Source organism: Microbulbifer sp. SH-1, from assembly GCF_011326135.1.
Lineage (GTDB): Bacteria > Pseudomonadota > Gammaproteobacteria > Pseudomonadales > Cellvibrionaceae > Microbulbifer > Microbulbifer harenosus.
This window is the reverse complement of record NZ_CP046948.1, coordinates 2,968,274-2,990,767: the sequence shown is the minus strand read 5'-3', so window position 1 is coordinate 2,990,767 and position 22,494 is coordinate 2,968,274. Positions and strand designations below refer to the sequence as shown.

Annotated in this window: 9 protein-coding genes and 1 pseudogene; 5 read left to right on the top strand and 5 right to left on the bottom strand. The window is 55.7% G+C overall.

Annotation, left to right across the window (positions count from 1 at the left end):
• The first annotated feature begins 21 nt into the window (after window positions 1-21).
• Window positions 22-2,682 carry a type VI secretion system ATPase TssH gene (gene tssH / locus GNX18_RS12220; RefSeq protein ID WP_166218446.1) on the top strand — a complete coding sequence of 887 codons (2,661 nt, stop codon included), beginning with the start codon at window positions 22-24 and terminating at the stop codon, window positions 2,680-2,682.
• 46 nt (window positions 2,683-2,728) lie between these two features.
• Here the strand turns inward: tssH and GNX18_RS12215 are convergent, their stop codons facing one another.
• The 4 genes from GNX18_RS12215 to GNX18_RS12200 all read right to left on the bottom strand — a co-directional run bounded on the left by GNX18_RS12215 (window position 2,729) and on the right by GNX18_RS12200 (window position 6,158).
• A complete protein-coding gene (locus GNX18_RS12215; RefSeq protein ID WP_240914372.1) occupies window positions 2,729-2,977 on the bottom strand; it encodes a PAAR domain-containing protein in 249 nt (82 codons plus the stop codon).
• 47 nt (window positions 2,978-3,024) lie between these two features.
• On the bottom strand, window positions 3,025-3,633 hold the full coding sequence (locus GNX18_RS12210) for a hypothetical protein (RefSeq protein WP_166218444.1): 609 nt from the start codon (window positions 3,631-3,633) through the stop codon (window positions 3,025-3,027).
• 12 nt (window positions 3,634-3,645) lie between these two features.
• A complete protein-coding gene (locus tag GNX18_RS12205; protein ID WP_166218442.1) occupies window positions 3,646-5,523 on the bottom strand; it encodes a type VI secretion system Vgr family protein in 1,878 nt (625 codons plus the stop codon).
• 146 nt (window positions 5,524-5,669) lie between these two features.
• Entirely contained in the window at window positions 5,670-6,158 is a 489-nt protein-coding gene (locus GNX18_RS12200; RefSeq protein WP_105102826.1) for a type VI secretion system tube protein Hcp, read from the bottom strand.
• 650 nt (window positions 6,159-6,808) lie between these two features.
• Here GNX18_RS12200 and GNX18_RS12195 point away from each other — a divergent pair.
• The 3 genes and pseudogenes from GNX18_RS12195 to GNX18_RS19870 form a co-directional block, all read left to right on the top strand.
• Window positions 6,809-9,385: a protein kinase gene (locus GNX18_RS12195; RefSeq protein WP_166218440.1), complete on the top strand. Its 2,577-nt coding sequence runs from the start codon at window positions 6,809-6,811 to the stop codon at window positions 9,383-9,385.
• Between the two features lie 107 nt (window positions 9,386-9,492).
• Window positions 9,493-11,466 carry a ShlB/FhaC/HecB family hemolysin secretion/activation protein gene (locus tag GNX18_RS12190; RefSeq protein ID WP_240914001.1) on the top strand — a complete coding sequence of 658 codons (1,974 nt, stop codon included), beginning with the start codon at window positions 9,493-9,495 and terminating at the stop codon, window positions 11,464-11,466.
• Window positions 11,467-11,533: 67 nt separating this feature from the next.
• Window positions 11,534-11,941 (top strand): annotated as a pseudogene (locus GNX18_RS19870) (filamentous hemagglutinin N-terminal domain-containing protein); the annotation flags it as partial.
• A 54-nt stretch (window positions 11,942-11,995) separates the two neighbouring features.
• Here GNX18_RS19870 and GNX18_RS19675 read toward each other — a convergent pair.
• On the bottom strand, window positions 11,996-12,238 hold the full coding sequence (locus tag GNX18_RS19675; protein ID WP_240914000.1) for a hypothetical protein: 243 nt from the start codon (window positions 12,236-12,238) through the stop codon (window positions 11,996-11,998).
• A 453-nt stretch (window positions 12,239-12,691) separates the two neighbouring features.
• On the opposite strand from GNX18_RS19675, the gene GNX18_RS12185 reads away from it, so the two are divergent.
• Window positions 12,692-22,381 carry a hypothetical protein gene (locus GNX18_RS12185; RefSeq protein ID WP_240913999.1) on the top strand — a complete coding sequence of 3,230 codons (9,690 nt, stop codon included), beginning with the start codon at window positions 12,692-12,694 and terminating at the stop codon, window positions 22,379-22,381.
• Window positions 22,382-22,494: the final 113 nt, after the last annotated feature.

Below are 22,494 nucleotides of genomic sequence, written 5' to 3'. Positions count from 1 at the left end.
TCCAATAAGGGAATACATGCCATGATCAATATAGATCTCAAACGGCTCGTGGACACCATGACGCCATTCATGCGCGACTCTCTCGAAGGCGCGGCAGGATTGTGCCTGGCCCAGAGCCAGTACAATGTTGAGTTGGAACACTGGCTGCTGAAACTGCTGGATCAGTCGGATACGGATTTCTACCATCTGCTGGAAAAGCACGACGTAAACCCATCGAATGTTGCCCGGCAGTTGGCAACCGCGATAGCACGCTTCAAATCCGGCAGCAGCCGCCCTGCGGCACTGTCGCCTACGATTGTCGAAGCGGCCAAAAACAGCTGGATGCTCGCGTCTATCGATTATGGCCACCGTGCGGTGAGCTCCGGGCATCTGCTTGCAGCACTGTTGTTGGATGAATCCTCCCGGCGCCAGCTGCTGGAGTCCTGCCCGGAGTTAAAGGCCGTTGCCCCGGAATCCATTCGCGAAACCGCCCGTGCGATGTTCGGTCGCAGCGGTGAGTCCTCAGCACTCAGTGGCGCGGTTGACAGTGGCGACGGTGCGGCGGTGGCTGCAGTCGCGAGCAAGGCCCCGGCGCTCGACAAGTACACCGTCAACCTTACCGACAGGGCCGCTAAAGGAGAGATTGACCCGGTACTGGGACGCGATGAGGAAATTCGTCAGTGCATTGATATCCTCACCCGCCGCCGACAGAACAATCCGATTCTGACCGGTGAAGCCGGGGTCGGAAAAACCGCGGTGGTGGAGGGGTTTGCCCTGCGAATCGTCAGCGGTGATGTGCCGGAACCTCTGCGGGATGTCAGCGTAAGAACTCTGGATCTCGGCCTGCTACAGGCCGGCGCGAGCGTAAAAGGGGAGTTTGAAAACCGCCTGAAATCCGTGATTGAAGAGGTGCGCGCATCGGCCAAGCCCATCATCCTGTTTATTGACGAGGCGCATACAATGATCGGCGCGGGAGGCAAGGAGGGGCAGGGTGACGCCGCCAACCTGCTGAAGCCTGCGCTGGCGCGCGGCGAGCTCCGAACCATTGCGGCCACCACCTGGGCGGAATACAAGAAGTACTTTGAACGCGATCCTGCGCTGACCCGCCGCTTTCAGGTGGTAAAAGTGGAGGAGCCCGATGAAAACAAAGCAATTGATATGATGCGCGGCATTGCCGGCACCCTCGAGAGTCACCATAAGGTCCGCATTCTGGATGAAGCGGTAGTGGCGTCGGTTAAACTCTCCCACCGCTACATTCCCGGCCGCCAATTGCCGGACAAGTCTGTAAGTCTGCTGGACACCGCTTGTGCGCGGGTGGCTTTGAGCCAGTCGGCCACCCCCGGCGCCATCGAAGATGTGCAACGCATTATTGCCAGCGCGAGCAGAACCATAGAGAAACTGCAGCGGGAAAATGCCGCGAGCGGTGTACACGAGGAGTACCTGCAGGAGCTTCAGGCACAAAAGCTGGAAGCGCAGCAACAACTTGAGAAACTGCAGAATCAGCAGCGCCAGGAACTGGAGCTCATCGCGCAGATTCAAGCACTGCGTGACCAAATCGATGAGGAATTTGCCCGGCTACAGGATGATGGATCCGTAGATCCGTCGCTGTTGGGGGATCTGAAACAACAGTTGCAAAACCTCAGCAGCGAATTGCGTGAAGTTCAGAGCGACACACCGCTGATGCAACCCGCGGTGGATGAGCAATCCATCGCCGAAGTGATAGCCAACTGGACTGGCATTCCCGTCGGGAAAATGGTCAGCGACGAAATCGCCGCCGTACAGAGTCTTGCCGACCGTCTGAACAAACGGGTGATCGGCCAGCCACATGCGCTAGAGGCCGTAGCACAGGCGATCCGCACATCGCGCGCGGGCCTGACTGATCCCCGCAAGCCGGTGGGTGTATTCCTGTTCTGTGGCACGAGTGGTGTCGGTAAAACCGAAACTGCGCTGGCGCTTGCGGATGAATTGTTCGGCGGCGAGCAGAGTATCACCACGATCAACATGTCGGAGTTCAAGGAGGAGCACAAGGTATCCATGCTACTGGGCTCCCCTCCCGGGTATGTGGGCTACGGCGAGGGTGGCGTGTTGACCGAGGCGGCTCGCCGGAAACCTTATTCGGTAATCCTGCTGGACGAAATGGAAAAGGCGCACCCTGGTGTACAGGATATTTTCTACAACCTGTTCGATAAGGGCACCATCAAGGACGGCGAAGGTCGGGATATCGACTTTAAAAATACCGTGATCATTATGACGTCTAACGCGGGTGAAGACGCAATCCGAGCAATCTTCAATCAGGTGGAAGAAAAACCAGAACCGGAAGTGCTGCTCGACAACATTCGCCCGCATCTGCTGCAGAAGTTCAAACCGGCTTTCCTTGGGCGTGCCAATGTAATTGCATACTACCCGCTGGACGATGAAAACCTGGTTGAAATTTGCCGAATCAATATGCGACGTATAGAAAAGCGTGTCAAAGAGCACTATGGTGCAGCCTTCAGCTACGACGAGGATGTGCTGATCAATATTGTGGCTCGCTGCCAGGAAGCGGATACCGGCGCGCGTAATATTGAGGTCATCCTGAACCGGACATTGCTGCCGTCACTTGCCAGTGAATGTCTGGACAAGATGGCGAAAGGTGAGGAAATTTCCAGTGTGCATATCGGTGCGTCGGAGGAGGGGGATTTCAGCTATCGCGTGAATGGCTAATAATATACTGGAAAAACGATAAAGCCCTGCACTGCAGGGCTTCTCTTTATCCGCCGATCAATACCGTCGGATATCCTACGACGATTTTTCCACCGTGTGCCGTAGAATCCCCCATGCGTGCCGCAGGTTTATTACAGATGAGCACCGTGGTACTTCCCATCACAATGGAATCGGGTGGCCCTACGCAGGTACAGGTGCTGCCGACGGTCGCCGACGGCATGCCGCCGATAATCACAGTGGGACCGCCGGGGCTCAAAATAGGCCCGCCAACGTGGGGTACCGTACCTGTCACCATGGGGCAGACATGCAAATCCGTGATGCGCGATGCAGGCTTGCCCATATTCAGCTCTCCACCAATTGATTTTCAGTGGCACGCGCTGCTGTCTTTCCGTTACCGCCCCGTGCCAGATCCAGTCCTTGCTGCAAAAAGCGCTGAAAGGATTTCTCCGCATTTACTGGGTTGGAAAGTACCGCCGCCAGGGTGACGCTGCCAGCCACGGCATGGGCGTAGAGATGGGCGGGCGGTTCGATAGCGGGTTCCCCCGGGTCAGACAGGCTGCCATGGCTCCAGGCTGCAGCCGTTGCGGCCCAGCTGGCCGGTGTCTTGTAGCGGGTTTTTTCCGCGTACCCTTTGCAATTCAGGCGGCGCTCTTCGGTGGGGCTCTTCACCCAGCTCTCCGCCGCCACGAGAGCGCCGGTATTGTCTTCATCCGTTTGGGGGCCGTGAATATCTCTGGCGCAGAGGCAGGCCCACCAGACAGATTCTCGCTTGGGTAAGCCAAGCGCCAGAAGCTTAACGGCATCGGCGAAAAACCCCGCTTCCATTAGCTGATTGATACTGATTTCCGGTGCGGTATCAGGTATCACATAGCCGCTGGCTTCCTCGCTGATATCCACGTACTGGAGTAATTCTGCGGCTGTCGTCGCCTGAATTTTTATCAGATCCGTCATTGCACAACCTCATCAATTGATTTTGGTAAGTCCGCCTTTCAGCGTGAGAATGCCACTGGCAGCGACCTCCGCCGTAGCGTCTCCCTTACATGAAAGCGTAGTGCCCTTGATGGTGATACCCGATGGCGATATTTTGATGCTGTTGCCCGCAACTTTGAGTTCAATGGAAGCGTTGGAACTGATCTTGATAGCATTAGTGACGCTGATTGTCTGGCTACCACCAATATCCAGTTTCTGATTACCGCTATCGAGCTTGATTGTCTGATTGCCTTTGTTGAGCGTTACAGACTCATTACCCTCGGTAATGGTCAAGGTGCGGTTTTTCTTGATCTCCAGCGTCTGGTTGTTATCAATTTTTCCCGACTGGTCATGATGGATTAGGAAGTTGTGGTCCTTTCCTGCCTCCATATAGATTTCTTCTTCTCCCCCTTTGTCGTCAAAGCGGAATTCATTGAACTTGCTACTTTCGTACTGGGTTTTCCAGCCGCTTTGAGTGGCGGTGTAATTGGGCCCGTTGTTGTCTCCGTTGTACACGGCACCGGTGACCACCGGTCTTTCCGGATCGCCATTGATGTAGCTGATAACAACCTCTTGGCCAACGCGCGGGACAAAGTTGGCACCCCAGCTTTTCCCTGAAAAGGACTGCATTACCCGAACCCAGCAGCTGTTCTGGGACGAATTCCAGGGAAACTTCACCTTGACCTGAGTAAACGGGTCCTTTGATCCGGATGATTCGCTCGCTTTTACACTGACTACTTCAGCGACCTGCGGGTAGAGTATCTTGTTGCTGCCGACAAAAGGATCTGGTCGCGGTGTGATCTTTTCAGGAATACAAGTGAACGTATTGCGGAAATACGATTCTTCGCTGTTGCCATCCGTAGCGTTGATTCGCACCGAGGTCAGCAGATATTTTCCCTTTTCTGATTTGATAGTGTGCTCTAGTTGGAAGCACCCCCCTGCCGCCAATGGCGGGCAGTCACTACTGCCGTGGCCTACGTCAAAGCGACTTTCCTGTGCTTCTATCGCCCGTTTGGCTAGGGCGCCATGATAACTATCGCTGAATTTGTGTTGGTGTTCGCGATCCACCTCAAAGTGGTTCAGGCCGTAAAGACTCTGGATATAGCTGTCGACCCCATTGAGCTTGCTGGCCGTTTTTACGCTCTTAAGGTTGTCTTTGTCGACGGTAAACTCGTTATAGTCCCGAAACTCAAAACCGCCACCATGATAGTGAAAGTCCCGATGCCAGCTGCTAACCGAATTCTTGCGTGGATGACTTCCGCCGCCGTCGTACTCGATTTTTTCTGACGCACAGTCATAGAAATCTTTGTGCTCATCACAGAGGATCAGCTCGTGACTGCCGTCGGCCTGTTTGAAGTAGTAGGAAATACCCTCCTGAGCCATCAGGCGGGTTATAAACTGAAAATCGGTTTCATTGAACTGTACGCAGTACTCCCGGGCGATATACTCTGCGGTTAGCTTCTCGCTGAACTTGATCTCCTTGCCATACTTGGAGAGTACTTCCTTAATAATGTCTTTTGCGGACTTCTTCTCGAAGATCCGGTTTTCGCCTGCCAGATTGGTAAACCAGAGACCAGGTTGGATCACGGCAATATACTGGCGCATTCCTTCCGGGTTCACATCGTGCATGGAAAAATGCGTAATAAAGCCGTCAATGTGACGCTCGGTTTCGCTGTAGTGAATACTCGCGGTGAAGGGCTTGCCGACGATATCGGATTGCGCGATATCGTGGTTGTCTGACAGTAGAGAAATCTGATACCGGTATGGTTTGGATATATGTTCTTCGCCAGTTAACGCGGTGGCTATAAAGATATCTTTGCCCAGCGGACATTTCGTCCGGATCATGCGTTTTTCTTGATTAATAGAAGACATATCAGGCCCAATTCCCTATAGGTGCCGGCTTCCTGAAGGCGCACTTTGGAGGCACGCATTCGACTGCAAGTTCAACGGTGTTCAACGGCAAAGGCCGGAGGCGCAGTGGACTACTGCGCGCCCGGCCCGGTACAACAAATTTCCGATTAGAGCGGAGTTGCAGTGGTGAGATCGTACCCAACACGCATGTTTTTCGGATTCTTGTTGGTTTTGTCGGCGTGATTCAGCTCGGCTTCGATCTTCGCAAAGCTCAGGGAGAGCGACTCGGAGGGGGCACCGCCGGCTGAGGCAGTCATGCTGTATGAGGACACCAGCACGTCTTCCAGTTTGTAAACGGCGTATTTTTCAACAGATTTGGCGCCGGTTTGAACCACGTGGATTTCAACTTTAACGCCTTCGTCGCCGGTTACAGAAGCCTTGAACAAACCGCCGGATGCAGCGTCGATACGCTTGGTCACAGTCACTTCGCTGATGCTGGGGCGAGTGGCTTCACGGTTGGCAACGGCACCGGCTTCCATGGAAACGCCGCGGCCAACACCGAAGTTGAAGCTGTCAACTTCGATCCAGTCTTCATAACCCTTTGCGGTTACGTTGCCGGCAGGCGCCTTGTTATTAAAGTTCATGTAAATAGCCATTTTTAATCCCTCAATATGGTATGGACTTTTTGGTGGTGAATCCTTTACCACCGCGAATGCAGTAGCTCAGGTGATGCCGATCTGGCAAGCGAAACGAATTTAAGCAGACGAAGATTGAAAAAAAAACCGGTAATTTCAATTATTTAATCGACTCTGGCACCAATTTAATACGCCGAAAGCCGCCTGCCGTTGCAGTCACGCAAGTTCCGGTATTCGACTCCGGCACCATTTTTCGAAATATTATTTTTATCACTACACGGCGGTGTCATGTTTGACTCTGGCACGTTTTTTTGAATGCTTCGCAGCCGGTACCGTCATGTCGGTGTCTATATAGGTGGCGCGTACTTGGTACGCGTGTACGATGTTTGGGGTGTGTCGGACCGTTCTGTAAGCGCGTGTAATGGATTTAATTGCGTTTCAGTGAGGACTTCAATTGTTGTGCCAATGTGCGTTGGTTATAATTTGCCGCTTTAAGCAATCTGGCTGTCTGCACTGCAAACACAGACATCTGTGACGCCTGTCATGTTTTGACGGCTGCAGATGTGTGGTGGCGCGATAACCTCGCGATGATGTTGTGTCGCGTTGTCGTAAAGATGTCTTAATCCTGGCAGTGACGGGAAGCACTGCATATCTGCACCAGGGAGATGGTTGTGAATGACAAAACCCGCATAGTCAAAAAGGCCGGAGAGGCGTTGTCGGCATGTGACGATTCCGATGTAACGGTTTTTGTCGGTCATGAGCGAACCGGTGCCAATGATCACCCTCCTGTCGGTGTAAATCCGGGATTGATTCCAACGGGCCCGGGTGCAGCTTCCGAGACGGCAGCTGACGCAACCGTCATTGTCGACTCTGTGAGCCCCGCGGGCCAGCTGCCCAGGCCCCGCGAAGCCGTTCATTTCGAGCCGTCCACTTCCCGTGAGGGCGCCGTTACAAAAACGGTGATCAAGGGGCGCTTCGAACTCGACAAGCTTCTCGGTGTCGGTGGGATGGGGGCTGTGTACAAAGCGTTGGATCGCCGCAAGCTGGAGGCCAGTGACAGCGATCCCTACGTGGCCATCAAACTTCTGAATGAAGATTTCCAGAAGCACCCCGACGCGTTTATCTCCCTGCAGCGCGAAGCGCGAAAATCCCAGACGCTGGCACATCCCAACATCGTGACCGTGTTCGACTTCGACCGCGAAGGCGATCGGGTATTCATGACTATGGAGTTTCTCGAGGGGGCGCCGCTCGACAAGCTACTGCGGGAGCATGCAGACGTTGGTCTTGAAAAAGAGCGTGCAGCGTCCGTGCTGCGAGATGTCTCTCAGGCACTGATTTACGCCCACTCCCACAGAATTGTGCACTCGGATTTCAAGCCGGGAAATATTTTCGTCACCCGCAAGAAGGGGGCGAAAGTCATTGATTTCGGTATTGCTCGCGCGGTCTCGGAAGGCGGGATCGCCAGCAAAGCTGGAGAGAAGACTATATTCGATGCCGGTACTCTGGGGGCATTGACTCCCGCGTATGCCAGCCTCGAAATGCTGAATGGCAGCGAACCCCAGCCCTGTGATGATGTGTATGCACTGGGTTGTGTCGCTTACGAATTATTCAGCGGCCGCCACCCTTTTGGCAAAGTTCCCGCCGATAAAGCATTTGAGCAAAAGCTCAAGCCAAAGCGCATCCGTTCTCTGAGCCGTCGCCAGTGGCGGGCTATTGAATCGGCACTCGCGTTCCAGAGACAACAGCGGACTGCGACCGTAGAACGATTTGTTCAGCAGTTCTTCGGCAAAAGAGGCTGGAAATGGGCATTTGGCAGTTTGTTTGTGGCGACGCTGGTCGCGGGTGGAATCGGGTATACCCACCTCGAGCAGGAAAATACGGCGGAGCAGCAGCGGGTCAAGATCGAGCTTGAGAAAAAACTACAGCAGGAGCTGCTGGAACGCCGTATTTCCGACAAGCGTGAGGCGATCAACCGATTACTGGGGCTGAGTGTCCTGACGCCGTCATGGGAGCGCGATCTGCGTGTGGAGTTGCAGGAATATATCGAGCTGAACCCGCAAGACAGCCAGTTTCCTGACTCCGTGCACCGCCAGGTTTCGGACTTGTTTATTGCGGCATCTACCGGGCAGTTGACACTGGGAAATCTTGAACCGGCAGAGGAAATGCTCGGGCGAGCAGCCAGCTGGAACGAACAGGTGGAGGGGGCTGATGAAATCCGTGCGCAACTTGCGCAGGAGCGCGAGGAGCTGCGCCAGCGTCTGGAGGCAGAGCGTCTCGCCGCAGAGCGCGAAGCGGAGCGTCTGCGTCAGGAGGAGCTCAGGGCTCAGCAGCGCATTGCTGCTCAGGAAAAACAACGCCAGATCAATCTTGTGCTGGATGATATGGAGAGCGCGCTGCGATGTGATTTTGGTATGCAGGTTGCTGCGGTTGGGGAAGGGTTGAACCGCCTTGCCAGTATTGATCGGGCAAAGGCACAGGTGTTGAGGCCTGTGGTAGCCGATGAGCTGAGCACCTGTTTTTCGGGGCTTGCTCTAAAGAGTCCAGAGCACACGGAAGCACTTCTTAAACAAGCGCAGGCATTGTTGCCGGCGCAGCCGCAGCTGGCACAGCTTGATATTGATTACTGTGCACATCTTCGCCCCGGCAGCGGTGCGCGCGGCGATCGCTACAGTTGTGCGGACCCGATGCGCTCTGGTGGGCATGGGCCGGAGCTGGTTGTCGTCAATGGCGCCGGCGGTCGCCCTCTGGCCGTAGGAAAGTACGAGGTATCCAACGCGGAATTTGCGCGCTTCTGTGGGGTCCTGGGGGAGTGCGGTGATCTCGATCTTGACTCGGAAGTACTGCCGGTGAACCGCATCAGCCGTGATCAGGCGGAACAATTTATTCAGTGGTTGAGCAGCGAGACCCGTCGCAATTATCGGCTGCCGTCCGAGTCCGAGTGGTTCGCGGCCGCCAGTGCCAACGGCGAAGCGGAAGTATCCGATCGCAATTGCTATCTGCGTTATGGCGGTATCGAAAAAGGTCGAGAGCTTGTTGCCGCGAATACAGGAACCGCAAATCCCTTTGGCATTGTCAATGCTGTCGGCAATGTACAGGAGTGGGTGCTGGGGGTAGATCAACAGCTGATTGCCGCGGGCGGAAGCCGGCAGGATGCGATGAGTCGTTGCCTGGTTACGTCAAAAACGCTACACAGCGGCACACCGGACGAATTTACCGGATTCCGGGTAGTAAGAGACCTGGTGCGTTGATTGCCGGGTAAGACTTCCGATCAGGTTCTGAAGCGAGTGCGCCGTCCGGAGATTTGCACTGGCGCCTCGCAATCGAGTATTGAATGTTCCAAGGGGGGAATGTGGCGTTGAAGAACAAAGGACTGTTGTGGGGCTCAGTGTGGGGGCTCTTGTTCTCATCCTCGGTGGTCGTTGCCGATGATGGCGACAGTGGCTTCAGAAGCCGTGTCAAACAGGCGTTTGAGCAGGACATCCCCCACGTTGATGATGCCGACGTTGCGGAGGAATTTGAACGGCGAGCAAAGGAGGCCCGTGACCCTAACCTTGATACCGATATCCCGGAGGTGTCTGGACGGGAAATTGGCCCGCGTATTTCCGTGCGCGAATTCCGCTTTCACCGACTCGTGGAATATCCGGAGTTTGGGATCGAGCGGAAAATAATCGAAGAAAAGGCTGAAGAGCTGCGTGTGAAGTACATGCAGGAAGACAAGATTGTCGCCGCGGGATACACCGTCGACAACCTGAAAGAAATCGCCCTGTTGCTGGATGGTATGGGCGCGCGCTACGCGCCCGACAGCCTCGGACCCAGGGAGTTGCGCAAACTGGTCAATGTACTTGAGCGTCAGAATGCGCAGCGCGGATTGAGTTATGTCGATCTGGAAGATATCGCCGCGGAGCTGACACGGTTCTACCGGCAGCAGGGGCTCTTCCTCGCTCAGGTCCAGATTCCGGCACAGGAAGTCAAGGACGGTATTGTGACGTTTTCAGTGCAGGAGGGCATCCTTGGTCAGATATCCGTGCATGACAATAAGGAGTACAAGGAAAGGCAACTGGCCTCTGCCTTTGCAGGTCAGCAGGGAAAACTGGTCAATCACAAGGATATCGAGGAGTCACTTTACCTCCTGAATGACCTGCCGGCCCTGAATGTGACCGGCTACTTCAGCCCCGGTGACAATCCGGGTGAGACCCGCCTCAACTTGAAAGTGCGGGACGAAAATTCCTGGCGCCTTGTCACCCGTATGGACAACCACGGGTCTGTCTTTACCGGTGACAACCGGATTTTCACGTCGGTGGATTGGTTCAACCCTCTGGGCATCGGCGATGAACTGACGGTGGGTTATCTGAAATCGGCGGGTATCGACAGCTTTGATTCTGGCTTTGGTTCGAACCTGGGGCAATTCAAATACAGCCTTCCGGTATTCAGTCCCAGGACCCGAGTACAGGTTTCTGCGGACTATAACCAGTTCAAAATCCAGGATGTTGAAGATAAGGGGAATTTCATCAACCTGCTGCAGCTCGAAGGTGTTAACGAAAGCTACGCCCTGAGTGTGGAGCATAAATTCAAGCGCTCCCGTGACTTTAATATTTCCGGATTTTTCAGCCTGACGGATAAAAAATCCGAACTCACATCAATAACGCCGATTCTGGATCAGTGGGATCACGCGGTAGGCGGAGAGGTAGGTGTGTACCTCGACCACCTGTCAGGTGGTGTGGTCCCGATGCTGAATGTGGTCAATGCCAAGGTGCAGTATGGAGAGCTGGACAGTTACTCCGGCCTGACGCAACTGGAAACAGCTTCCGACTTCGAAAAATTCGCCGCAGAAACAAGCTCCCTGCTGTTTCTACCTATGCCCTTTGCAGATTCCAAGGCGAGGCTGATTGTAAAGAGCCGCTGGCAGTACAGCGAGGATGGCCTGCCCGCATTTGAACAATTCTCCCTCGGCGGTGCCAACGGTGTACGCGCATTTGATGTACGCGATTTTTCTGCCGACCAGGCGGGATTGGTTTCCGCGGAGTGGTACCCGGCCTTCCCCGATGCAATCAACCCGAGAATTTTCGGCAATCGTCTGAATGATATGTTGCAGGTTGCGCTAATCGCCGATGCAGGTTACGGCGTGGTCAATAATTTCGAGGCCGAGCTCGCCAACGACTGGGCCGCATTTTCCGGAGCGGGGTTCCTGTTCAAGTTCAGCTGGAGCGAAAACTGGGCAAGCCAGCTTTCTGTGGCCTGGCCAACCATGTCCAAGTCGTCCATCGATGGCGCTGGAGATAATGCGGACGATCCGACGGTTTATGCGGACTTCTCCTATTTCCTGCAGTAACACACTTCTTGTCAAACGAATCCGGTGGTGCAAGTGACACTACCTCGCAGATAATCGGCAAAATATCATGAACATGAAGAAAAGTTCTCTCGCGATCGCAGTAGAAGTGGCGAAGTTGACATGCCTTGGTTTGATTACAACCAACTCGGTCGTGGCTGCGCCTGGAACGATAAATTCTGCGACTGGTAACGTAAGTGAGATTGAATCGGGCAGCGATGCTATTTATCAGATTGACGGAAAATTTGGAAAGATTGACTGGGATTCTTTCGATGTTCTTGAGGGCGACAGCGTTACCTTTCGCTTTGGAGGGAATCTCAACGATGCCCAGGCATCCTCTATTATTGTTAATAAGGTTCTCACGGGCACGACAGATATCAGTGGAAATGTTATTTCCAATGGTCATGTAGTATTGGTCAACCCAAGAGGAATTCTTTTTGGTGAAAATGCCACGGTAAACGTTCAGGCGCTTACTCTTTCGGCGCTCGATGGCAATATATCAGGCGTCGGCGAAAACTTTACATTTGAAATTCTAGAAAATGTTGAGGGCGATGTAGGTATCGTCAACACGGACGGACAAATTATAGCGCCCAACGGCGTGACCCTTATCGGCAAGAGTGTTAAGAATTTCGCGGATATAAATCAGGGCGTTGCGGGTGACCTGATCGCCGGTAATGTGAATTTTTATTCTGCCGACAAGGCAGTACTTTCCCTGGATGCAAATGGGCTCATTGGGGTTGAAATTAACAGGGATGAATTTGTTGAAGAGTTCCAAAGTGATATCGCGGAATACGCAATTCAGAATACTGGAAGCATCAATGCGGCAAATGTGGTCATGGAGGCCAGAGTAGCCGATGGATTTGCCGAGGCCGCGATCAATAATAGCGGTGTCATTACCGCGAGAGGTATAACTGAATCCGGCGGTGTAATCCGCCTGTCCGCCTCATCTTACGATGGTGAATCGGTTGCGGCGGTAAACCTAACTGGAAGTAGTGAGCTGATTGCTGAGTCGGCGCCTAGTCCGGAAGGTGGGGCAGGAAAGATTGAGCTGATTGCCACTGGCGAAGTGGTAAATGAGGGATCAATCCATGCCATCAGGGGGGATAGGCTCTCAGGAGGGCTTGTTGAGGTTTCCGCGGCGAGAGGAATGAGGAACTCTGGCGAAGTACAGGCCGGTGCTTTTAGCCTTACTGTTGGAGATTCTACAGATGAAACGGATTCTTCCAGTGTGCTTGGCAGCATCACATCGGTCGATACGATTGAAATCACCAATGTCGGGGGCATAGCGGAGTTTGATATTAGTGGATTGTCTACAAGCCAGAATCTGAAAGGCGTCATCGACGGGGGCACTGGAAATCTGGTCGACGGTGCGCTGTCTGTGTCGGATACGGATGGCGAAATCGCCCGGATCCATGGTGCCAGCCAGATCACGGCGGCAAGCGGTTCCAGTATCGAGGGTACCGCCAATGCAGACGAATTCACCCTCACCGCTTCCGGTCTCAGTTATCTGGGTGTTGAATTTTCCGGTATCAGTAGCATAGAGGGTAATGCTGGCTTTGATTTAGTGATCGCTGAAGATGGAGTCGAGGCAGATACGCTCCTGCTACAGCTGCAGGACCAAGGAGGCAGCAATATTGTCGCGGTGGAAGCCCAAAGCCGGGGGCTCAGCTTCTACGATATCGAAACCTTCGATTACGCCGGCGCCTTCCTGGCAGATGACATCGGTGGCGAATCCTTTGAGTTGAGCAACAATGGCCGGGTTAGTGTTCACGGCATGAGTTTCGATCAAATGGCGTCGGTTACCGCGCTGGGTGGCAACGGAGAGCTCAATGCCTCCGCGTTCACCAATGGCCTGACACTTACCGGTACCGATCTGCAGTTCAAGGCCGATGACCTTATCTTCTCTGGCTTTAGCTCAGCTGAAGCCACAAGGTTGACGGCAGCAGAGAGCGGTACGGCATTTACTCTGACAGGCTCCGCTGTAGAAGTCGGGCCGGATGGGAACAAGATGACCTTCACCGGCCTGCAGCAACTCCACGGTGATATCGGTACCGATACGGTGACTGCGGCAGCCGGTGTGACGGCAGATACGCTCCTGCTACAGCTGCAGGACCAAGGAGGCAGCAATATTGTCGCGGTGGAAGCCCAAAGCCGAGGACTCAGCTTCTACGGTATCGAAACCTTCGATTACGCCGGCGCCTTCCTGGCAGATGACATCGGTGGCGAATCCTTTGAGTTGAGCAACAATGGCCGGGTTAGTGTTCACGGCATGAGTTTCGATCAAATGGCTTCGGTTACCGCGCTGGGTGGCAACGGAGAGCTCAATGCCTCCGCGTTCACCAATGGCCTGACACTTACCGGTACCGATCTGCAGTTCAAGGCCGATGACCTTATCTTCTCTGGCTTTAGCTCAGCTGAAGCCACAAGGTTGACGGCAGCAGAGAGCGGTACGGCATTTACTCTGACAGGCTCCGCTGTAGAAGTCGGGCCGGATGGAAACAAGATGGCCTTCACCGGCCTGCAGCAACTCCACGGTGGTATCGGTACCGATACGGTGACTGCGGCAGCCGGTGTGACGGCAGATACGCTCCTGCTACAGCTGCAGGATCTGGGGGGCAGCAACATTGTCGCGGTGGAAGCCCAAAACCGGGGACTCAGCTTCTACGGTATCGAAACCTTCGATTACGCCGGCGCCTTCCTGGCAGATGACATCGGTGGCGAATCCTTTGAGTTGAGCAACAATGGCCGGGTTAGTGTTCACGGCATGAGTTTCGATCAAATGGCGTCGGTTACCGCGCTGGGTGGCAACGGAGAGCTCAATGCCTCCGCGTTCACCAATGGCCTGACACTTACCGGTACCGATCTGCAGTTCAAGGCCGATGACCTTATCTTCTCTGGCTTTAGCTCAGCTGAAGCCACAAGGTTGACGGCAGCAGAGAGCGGTACGGCATTTACTCTGACAGGCTCCGCTGTAGAAGTCGGGCCGGATGGGAACAAGATGACCTTCACCGGCCTGCAGCAACTCCACGGTGGTATCGGTACCGATACGGTGACTGCGGCAGCCGGTGTGACGGCAGATACGCTCCTGCTACAGCTGCAGGATCTGGGGGGCAGCAACATTGTCGCGGTGGAAGCCCAAAACCGGGGACTCAGCTTCTACGATATCGAAACCTTCGATTACGCCGGCGCCTTCCTGGCAGATGACATCGGTGGCGAATCCTTTGAGTTGAGCAACAATGGCCGGGTTAGTGTTCACGGCATGAGTTTCGATCAAATGGCGTCGGTTACCGCGCTGGGTGGCAACGGAGAGCTCAATGCCTCCGCGTTCACCAATGGCCTGACACTTACCGGTACCGATCTGCAGTTCAAGGCCGATGACCTTATCTTCTCTGGTTTTAGCTCAGCTGAAGCCACAAGGTTGACGGCAGCAGAGAGCGGTACGGCATTTACTCTGACAGGCTCCGCTGTAGAAGTCGGGCCGGATGGGAACAAGATGACCTTCACCGGCCTGCAGCAACTCCACGGTGGTATCGGTACCGATACGGTGACTGCGGCAGCCGGTGTGACGGCAGATACGCTCCTGCTACAGCTGCAGGATCTGGGGGGCAGCAACATTGTCGCGGTGGAAGCCCAAAGCCGGGGGCTCAGCTTCTACGATATCGAAACCTTCGATTACGCCGGCGCCTTTCTGGCAGATGACATCGGTGGCGAAACCTTTGAGTTGAGCAACAATGGCCGGGTTAGTGTTCACGGCATGAGTTTCGATCAAATGGCTTCGGTTACCGCGCTGGGTGGCAACGGAGAGCTCAATGCCTCTGCGTTCAACAATGGCCTGACACTTACCGGTACCAATCTGCAGTTCAAGGCCGATGACCTTACCTTCACTGGTTTTGTGAATGCGGATGCACCGATTCTCAACGGTATCGAAAGTAGTACTTATGAGCTGCTCACCGACGGCAGTACACAGCAGGTTCAGGTCGATGGCATCAAGTTTGGCGACTTGTCAGAGGTCAGAGGTGGCACCAACTTGAATGCTCTGGCGCTGGGCGATACTGCGTTGTTATTGACGAACTCTTTGGGCGGCGAAGTGAAAACCGGCAAAGACGGTATCACATTTTCAGGGCTTAGCAGTGTCGATGCATCGCGCGTGGAGCTACAGGTGAGTGGTGCTGAGCTGACGATTCTGGGAAGTAACCAAGCGAGAGTTGGTACATCTCTTTTTCTAAATCAGCTTGATCTGGTGGCGGGGGCTGACGGCAGCCGGGTAAGCGGTAGCGGTAGCGGTAGTTGGGAGGTTATCGAGGGCGGCGCATCGCACGAGTCCATAGATTTCACCGGCAACTGGCAAGTTGTGACCAATAGTGGCGAATTGCTGGGCCGGGAAACCGGCGGTGATGCCTTTACGATCACCGCTGATGGCCATGTCGGCATCAACGGTCTGATGTTCACCGACCTCTTCTCCGTCAATGGCCGGGGAGGAGAGAATTCGCTGAATGCCACCGCGTTCGCAAGCGGCCTGACACTCACCGGCACTGATCGTCAGTTCCAGGCCGGCAATCTTACCTTCTCCAGCTTTAGCTCAGCTGAAGCCACAAGGTTGACGGCAGCAGAGAGCGGTACGGCATTTACTCTGACAGGCTCCGCTGTAGAAGTCGGGCCGGATGGGAACAAGATGACCTTCACCGGCCTGCAGCAACTCCACGGTGATATCGGTACCGATACGGTGACTGCGGCAGCCGGTGTGACGGCAGATACGCTCCTGCTACAGCTGCAGGACCAAGGAGGCAGCAATATTGTCGCGGTGGAAGCCCAAAGCCGAGGACTCAGCTTCTACGGTATCGAAACCTTCGATTACGCCGGCGCCTTCCTGGCAGATGACATCGGTGGCGAATCCTTTGAGTTGAGCAACAATGGCCGGGTTAGTGTTCACGGCATGAGTTTCGATCAAATGGCGTCGGTTACCGCGCGGGGTGGCAACGGAGAACTCAATGCCTCCGCGTTCACCAATGGCCTGACACTTACCGGTACCGATCTGCAGTTCAAGGCCGATGACCTTATCTTCTCTGGCTTTACCTCCGCTGCCATCGCTGGCCGTCTGCGGGGCAGTACCCAGGCGGATAATTTCGTCATGTGGGCCAACAATGAGGTTGCGGCGCGAGGCATTGATTTTACCGGTGTAACGGAGATCACCGCCGGCGGCACAGACAATATCGCCACCGGATTGGTGGCGGTCAACTGGCAGTTGGAAGACTCGGACAGTGCGAGCAACAGTGGGATCCGGTTCGATGGTTTCCGCAACTTTGTCGCCAACAATGCAGGCCTTGTGGGCACGGCTAACGACGACACCTTCACCCTGACCGGCAACTCCGCAGCGGATGCCGAGGTTCAGGTCCACGATATGGTATTCAGTGGGTTGACCTCGGTCAGCGGGAATGGCTCGGTCAATGGTGATCATCTCAATGCCAGCAACTTCTCTGCCGGACTGGCACTTACCGGCAACAACGGTGAAGTGGAGGCTGGTGGAGCGACTTTCACCGGTATCTCAACCGCCATCGCTAACAGTCTGCGGGGCAGTACTCAGGCGGATAATTTCGTCGTGCAGGCCAACAGCGAGGTTGCGGCGCGGGGCATTGATTTTTCCGGTGTAACGACAATCACCGCCGGCGGCACAGACAATATCGCCACCGGATTGGCGGCGGTCGGCTGGCAGCTGGAAGACTCGGACAGTGCGAGCAACAGTGGAATCCAGTTCGATAGCTTCCACAACCTCGTCGCCAACAATGCGGGTCTGGTGGGCACGGCTGGCGACGACACCTTCACCCTGACCGGCAACTCCGCAGCGGATGCCGAGGTTCAGGTCCACGATATGGTATTCAGTGGGTTGACCTCGGTCAGAGGGAATGGCTCGGTCAATGGCGATGGTCTCGATGCCAGCAACTTCTTTGTCGGACTTACGCTTACCGGCAACAACGGTGAAGTGGATGCTGGTGAAATAACCTTCACGGGTCTCACAACCGCCATCTCTGGCAGTCTGCGGGGCAGTGCCTTAGCGGATAATTTCGTCGTACAGGCCAACAACGAGGTTGCGGCGCGGGGCATCGGGTTCACCGGCGTAACGGCAATCACCGCCGGCGGCACAGACAATATCGCCACTGGGTTGGCGGCGGTCGACTGGCAGCTGGAAGACCCGGACAGCGCGAGCAACAGTGGGATCCGGTTCGATGGCTTCCGCAACTTTGTCGCCAACAATGCAGGCCTTGTGGGCACGGCTAACGACGACACCTTCACCCTGACCGGCAACTCCGCAGCGGATGCCGAGGTTCAGGTCCACGATATGGTATTCAGTGGGTTGACCTCGGTCAGTGGGAATGGCTCGGTCAATGGTGATCATCTCAATGCCGGCAACTTCTCTGCCGGACTGGCACTTACCGGCAACAACGGTGAAGTGGAGGCTGGTGGGGCAACTTTCACCGGTATCTCAACCGCCATCGCTGACAGTCTGCGGGGCAGTACTCAGGCGGATAATTTCGTCGTGCAGGCCAACAGCGAGGTTGCGGCGCGGGGCATTGATTTTTCCGGTGTAACGACAATCACCGCCGGGGGCACAGGCAATATCGCCACCGGGTTGGCGGCGATCGACTGGCAGTTGCAAGATTCGGACAGTGCGAGCAACAGTGGAATCCGGTTCGATGGCTTCCGCAACCTCGTCGCCAACAATGCGGGTCTGGTGGGCACGGCCGGCGACGACACCTTCACCCTGACCGGCAACTCCGCAGCGGATGCCGAGGTTCAGGTCGAGGATATGGTATTCCGTGGGTTGACCTCGGTCAGAGGGAATGGCTCGGACACTGGCGATCATCTCGATGCCTTGGGCTACAACACGGCACTCGCCCTGACGGGAACCGATCGTGAACTGACGACGGGTGATGGGCTGCTCTTCCGGGAATTGAATTCCGCCGAGGTTGCGAGACTCGATGGGCACAGTGGTGATGACAGCTTCGAGGTAACGGGAGCCAAAACCGTTTCGATTGCGGAGCTGACGGTTTCCGGGTTGAGCGAAGTGCGGGGTAAAGACGGAACCAACAGTCTGATTGCCAGGGGCTCTTCCGCCAGGCTAAGTGAAGAAGGCTATGTCGAGAGCCGCTCGATTCAGTTTTACGATATCGACAAAATCACCGCCAATGCGCTTGAGGCCACTGAAGGGAAAGACGAGCTGTCGATTGACGAGCATGGCATCGTGACCATTAACGGCTATGAAATCAGTGAGACTACCCAGGTCGATGCCAAGGGCGGCGAGGATACCGTAATCGGTGCGAGTGGCATGGACTGGACCATCGTGGGTGAAAAAAGTGCGGAAGGTAAGGGTGTTACTTTCAAGCAAATTGAAATACTTAAGGTAGCTGCTGATGCGGGGCTTGTGGGTACCGGTAACGCTGATGTGTTCACCCTGAACAGCGACGGCAGTATCACGGTCGCGTCCATAGATGTGAGTGGTATGGAGTCGCTGGATGGCGGTGGCGGAGCCGACCAGTTGCTGGCTTCGGAATTCAGTGGTGGCCTTGCTCTGCATGCTAAGCCTGAGGTGTTCACCGCAGGTGACCTGAAGATTTCCCATATCGCACAGGCATCGGCAACAAGTCTGACAGGTACCTCCGGTGACGATGTGTTTAAGCAGGGCGAAGATGGTTGGGTCACTGCAAATTCTGCAACTTCTGCAAATTCTGCAACTTCTCTGAAGTTCAGCATTTCTGGGAGGATTGACGGCGCGGCGGGCAGGGATAGATTCGAAAGTGAACTTCAGCGCGATTGGGTGCTGGCATCCGGCGCGGCAAGTGTAGGCTATGGGGGGCTCGACATTTTCGGCGTTGAGGATTTCTTAGGCAGTGGTCAGCACATTCAGGGGCACGCCAGCGGGCATAATTTCGCGGTGCTCGGCACGAATCAGGTTGGGATAGGTGATGTCACGTTTAATGGTATTCACTCGATTGGCGCCGCAGGCGGCACCGACCATGTGAGTGCCATTGCCGAGGTTGCCCTCGCGGCAGCTGTCGGTGGGATCAATACCAGTGGTATCAACTTTAGCGGAATCGATAGTGTAACTGCCGCGGCGCTGGCGGGTTCCAGTGGCGCCGATACGTTTGTCCTATCGGGCGCGGGGGCGTTGAGAGCCTATGGAATCGCATTCAGCGGTCTGACGTCGGTCGCTGCCGGTACCGGAGATGACACAGTGCTCTCCCGTGCTGATCACGGCTATGAGCTGGATGCCGACAACGGTGTGCAACACGACGGTATTCGCTTTGCAGGTATCGAGCTGTTCCAGGGGCAGAATGCGAGCCTCGCGGTAAGTGGGCAAGATAATGCGCAAATTACCGCAAATGGCAGTGTCACCTCCGGTACCGTCAGTTTCACGGGGCTCAAAAGCCTGACTCTGGATGGCAGCACCAACTTGCAGGCCTGGAACGGCGTCACTGTGGAGGGGGCGGGTGAAGCCACCAGTGGTGGAATCTTCGTTTCCGGCGTGACCTCTGTTTCTGACACCGGCGCGCTGACCGGAACCAGTGGCGATGATGTATTTACCGTATCCGGTACTAATTCATTGTCCACAAGTGGCATGAATTTCAGTGGAGTTTCTGCGGTAGCTGCAGGTGCAGGATCGGATACCGTTGCGGGCGATGCCAGCCACGACTGGCTGCTCAGTCCGGAATCCGGGTCACTGACCCATGCTGAGATTGCGTTCACTGGTCTTGAACAGGTCACCGGAGGCAGTGGTGTAATTCAGGGTGCAGATAGCGATTCCCTGTATGTGCTTGCAAGCGACGGAAGCGTGCAGGCGGGGGGGATCGCGTTTGCGGATATCCAGTCGGTGAGGGCGGGCGCCGGTACCGATCGTGTGGAAACGGAGAGCGGCGAGCGCTGGGAGCTGGGCTCCACAGCGGGCAGCGCCTCGGTATCCGGAATCACTTTCAGCGCCATTGAGCAGATCGGAACCGATGCGGCCTTGGTGGATGCGAGCCAGAACGACATTTCCGAGAGCTTTTTCCTGAGTGCTGACGGTGCAGAGATTTCAGTCTTCGGACTCATATTCGACCGCGTTGCGGAAGTGTACGCCGGTGGTGAAGGTGGCAATGAGGTCACCAGCAGCGCGGGCAATTGGCAGCTCGCCAGCGGCGGGCAGGTGAGTGCCAACGGCGTAGCCTTCCATGGGATTGACCGTGTAAATGCCGATAACGCAGTACTTACCGGAACCAGTGCTGCTGAGAAGTTTGCGTTGACCGGTGTGGATGGTGAGCTGAGTACCGCTGGTATTCAGTTCAGTGGTATCGGCGCCGTGGAGGGCAACGGGGGCTCCGACACGCTCCTCGGTTCCTCTGCCGATGAAGCTTTTGCCCTCAATGCGAACGGTGAGATCGCCGTTTCGGGTATTGGCTTCGAAGGCATCGCCAGCGTGGACGCCGGCGGTGGCCGAGATTCGGTCAGCGGCAGCGGGCAGAATTGGGCCTCTGTTGCCCAGGGTGGCGCACTGGTGGATGGAGCCGCGTTGGCGACGCTGGAAAGCATTACCGTACTGTTCGAAAACATTGAGCAGGTCCAGAACACTGGCGCCTATGCCGGGCCGGCGTTTGCCACCGATTATTTCCTGTCCTCTCCGACGAGCCTGAATATCGGCGGCGTGGATTTCGCCGGGCTCCAATCTATCGCCGCCGGCAGCGGTGACGACACACTCCACGGCGTGGATGCGGAGTTGAGCTGGACCCTGGACAGTAGGTCTGGAACCCTGAGCGACGGGCAGTCTTCACTGGCCTTTAGCGGTTTTGAGCAGATCGTTGCCGGCGCGGGCGCCGACACCTTCAATCTGAATGGCGGTGCACTGAGCGCGCTGGACACCGGTGCCGGCAACGACATCGTCTACATGAATGGCGCGCTGCTCAACTCCCTGCTGCTGGGCGATGGGGATGACCAGGTGCAGATCCTCGCCGGCACCCAGCCGGCAACACTCTCCGCCGGTGCGGGTAGTGATCAGCTGGTGATGCAGCTGGCCGGCCAGCAGTGGCGGATTACTGGCAGTAGCACCGCGCGTAACACGGTGGGCGAGTTCGCTTTTACCGGGTTTGAGCAGCTGCGCGATACCACAGGCGGCCTGAATCTGGTCACCAGCCAGCAATTGGACTTCACTGCGTCGCAAGACAGCGCGGGGGTCAACTTCGCGGCTGCGGGGATGGCGCTTGAATACAATGCCGATGGCGATCTGACCCTGCAGAGCAGTTCAGCGGCAACCATTGGCGGTTCGCTGCGGGCTCTCGCTGCGGACCTCACGTTGGCGGGGGATCTGGATATCGAGTCCGAGCTGCAATCGCTCTCCGTGAGATCCAGCGCGGGCGATATCAATGTGACTGTGCTTGAGAAAGACGACCTGGAGATCGGCCAGATCAATGCGGGGCGGGGCAATGTTTCACTCGCCAGTTCCTCATTCGGTTTGCTGAAGGCGGCGAATTTCCGCGATACCCACATTACCGCCGGCAATATCGTGCTGGGATATGAGCCGCACGTGTGGGGCAATGTCGGTGAAGTCATCAAGCCGCTGCGGATGGATGCCACCGGAACCGTGGATCTGGTGGCACTCAATTACTTTGATCCCGCGTTCCTGGGGCAACAGCCGGAATTCACGGCAACGGGCAACAAGAATGCCTCCATCGCCAGTGCCCAGACTTCGCAGGGATTGAAGTCTGTTATCCAGAATCCGGTGGATGACATTGCCCAACTGGACCCGGGTATCTTCAGTGAAGTAACGCCCTACAGTCTCGGCATCGACGTACTGAACCTGCCGGAAGTGCGCCTGCTGGGTGGTGAGCTGGTGCCGATGGACGAGGGTGAGGATGAGCGCCGCCGCAAGCAGCCTATGGCGGTTGGCGGCAACTGATCGGCAGAGGTCACTGGGGTACCCAGTGACCCGCCTGCGCTGATCCGTTTCGGTACTACATACCGGTGCGGACAATGGTGTGGACAATAAAAAAGGCCAGCTCTCTCGAGCTG

Excerpts from the sequence above, each read along its gene's own strand:
- tssH (WP_166218446.1), top strand. The coding sequence starts at position 22 with ATGATCAATATAGATCTCAAACGGCTCGTGGACACCATGACGCCATTC.
- GNX18_RS12215 (WP_240914372.1), bottom strand. The coding sequence starts at position 2,977 with ATGGTGACAGGTACGGTACCCCACGTTGGCGGGCCTATTTTGAGCCCC.
- GNX18_RS12210 (WP_166218444.1), bottom strand. The coding sequence starts at position 3,633 with ATGACGGATCTGATAAAAATTCAGGCGACGACAGCCGCAGAATTACTC.
- GNX18_RS12205 (WP_166218442.1), bottom strand. The coding sequence starts at position 5,523 with ATGTCTTCTATTAATCAAGAAAAACGCATGATCCGGACGAAATGTCCG.
- GNX18_RS12200 (WP_105102826.1), bottom strand. The coding sequence starts at position 6,158 with ATGGCTATTTACATGAACTTTAATAACAAGGCGCCTGCCGGCAACGTA.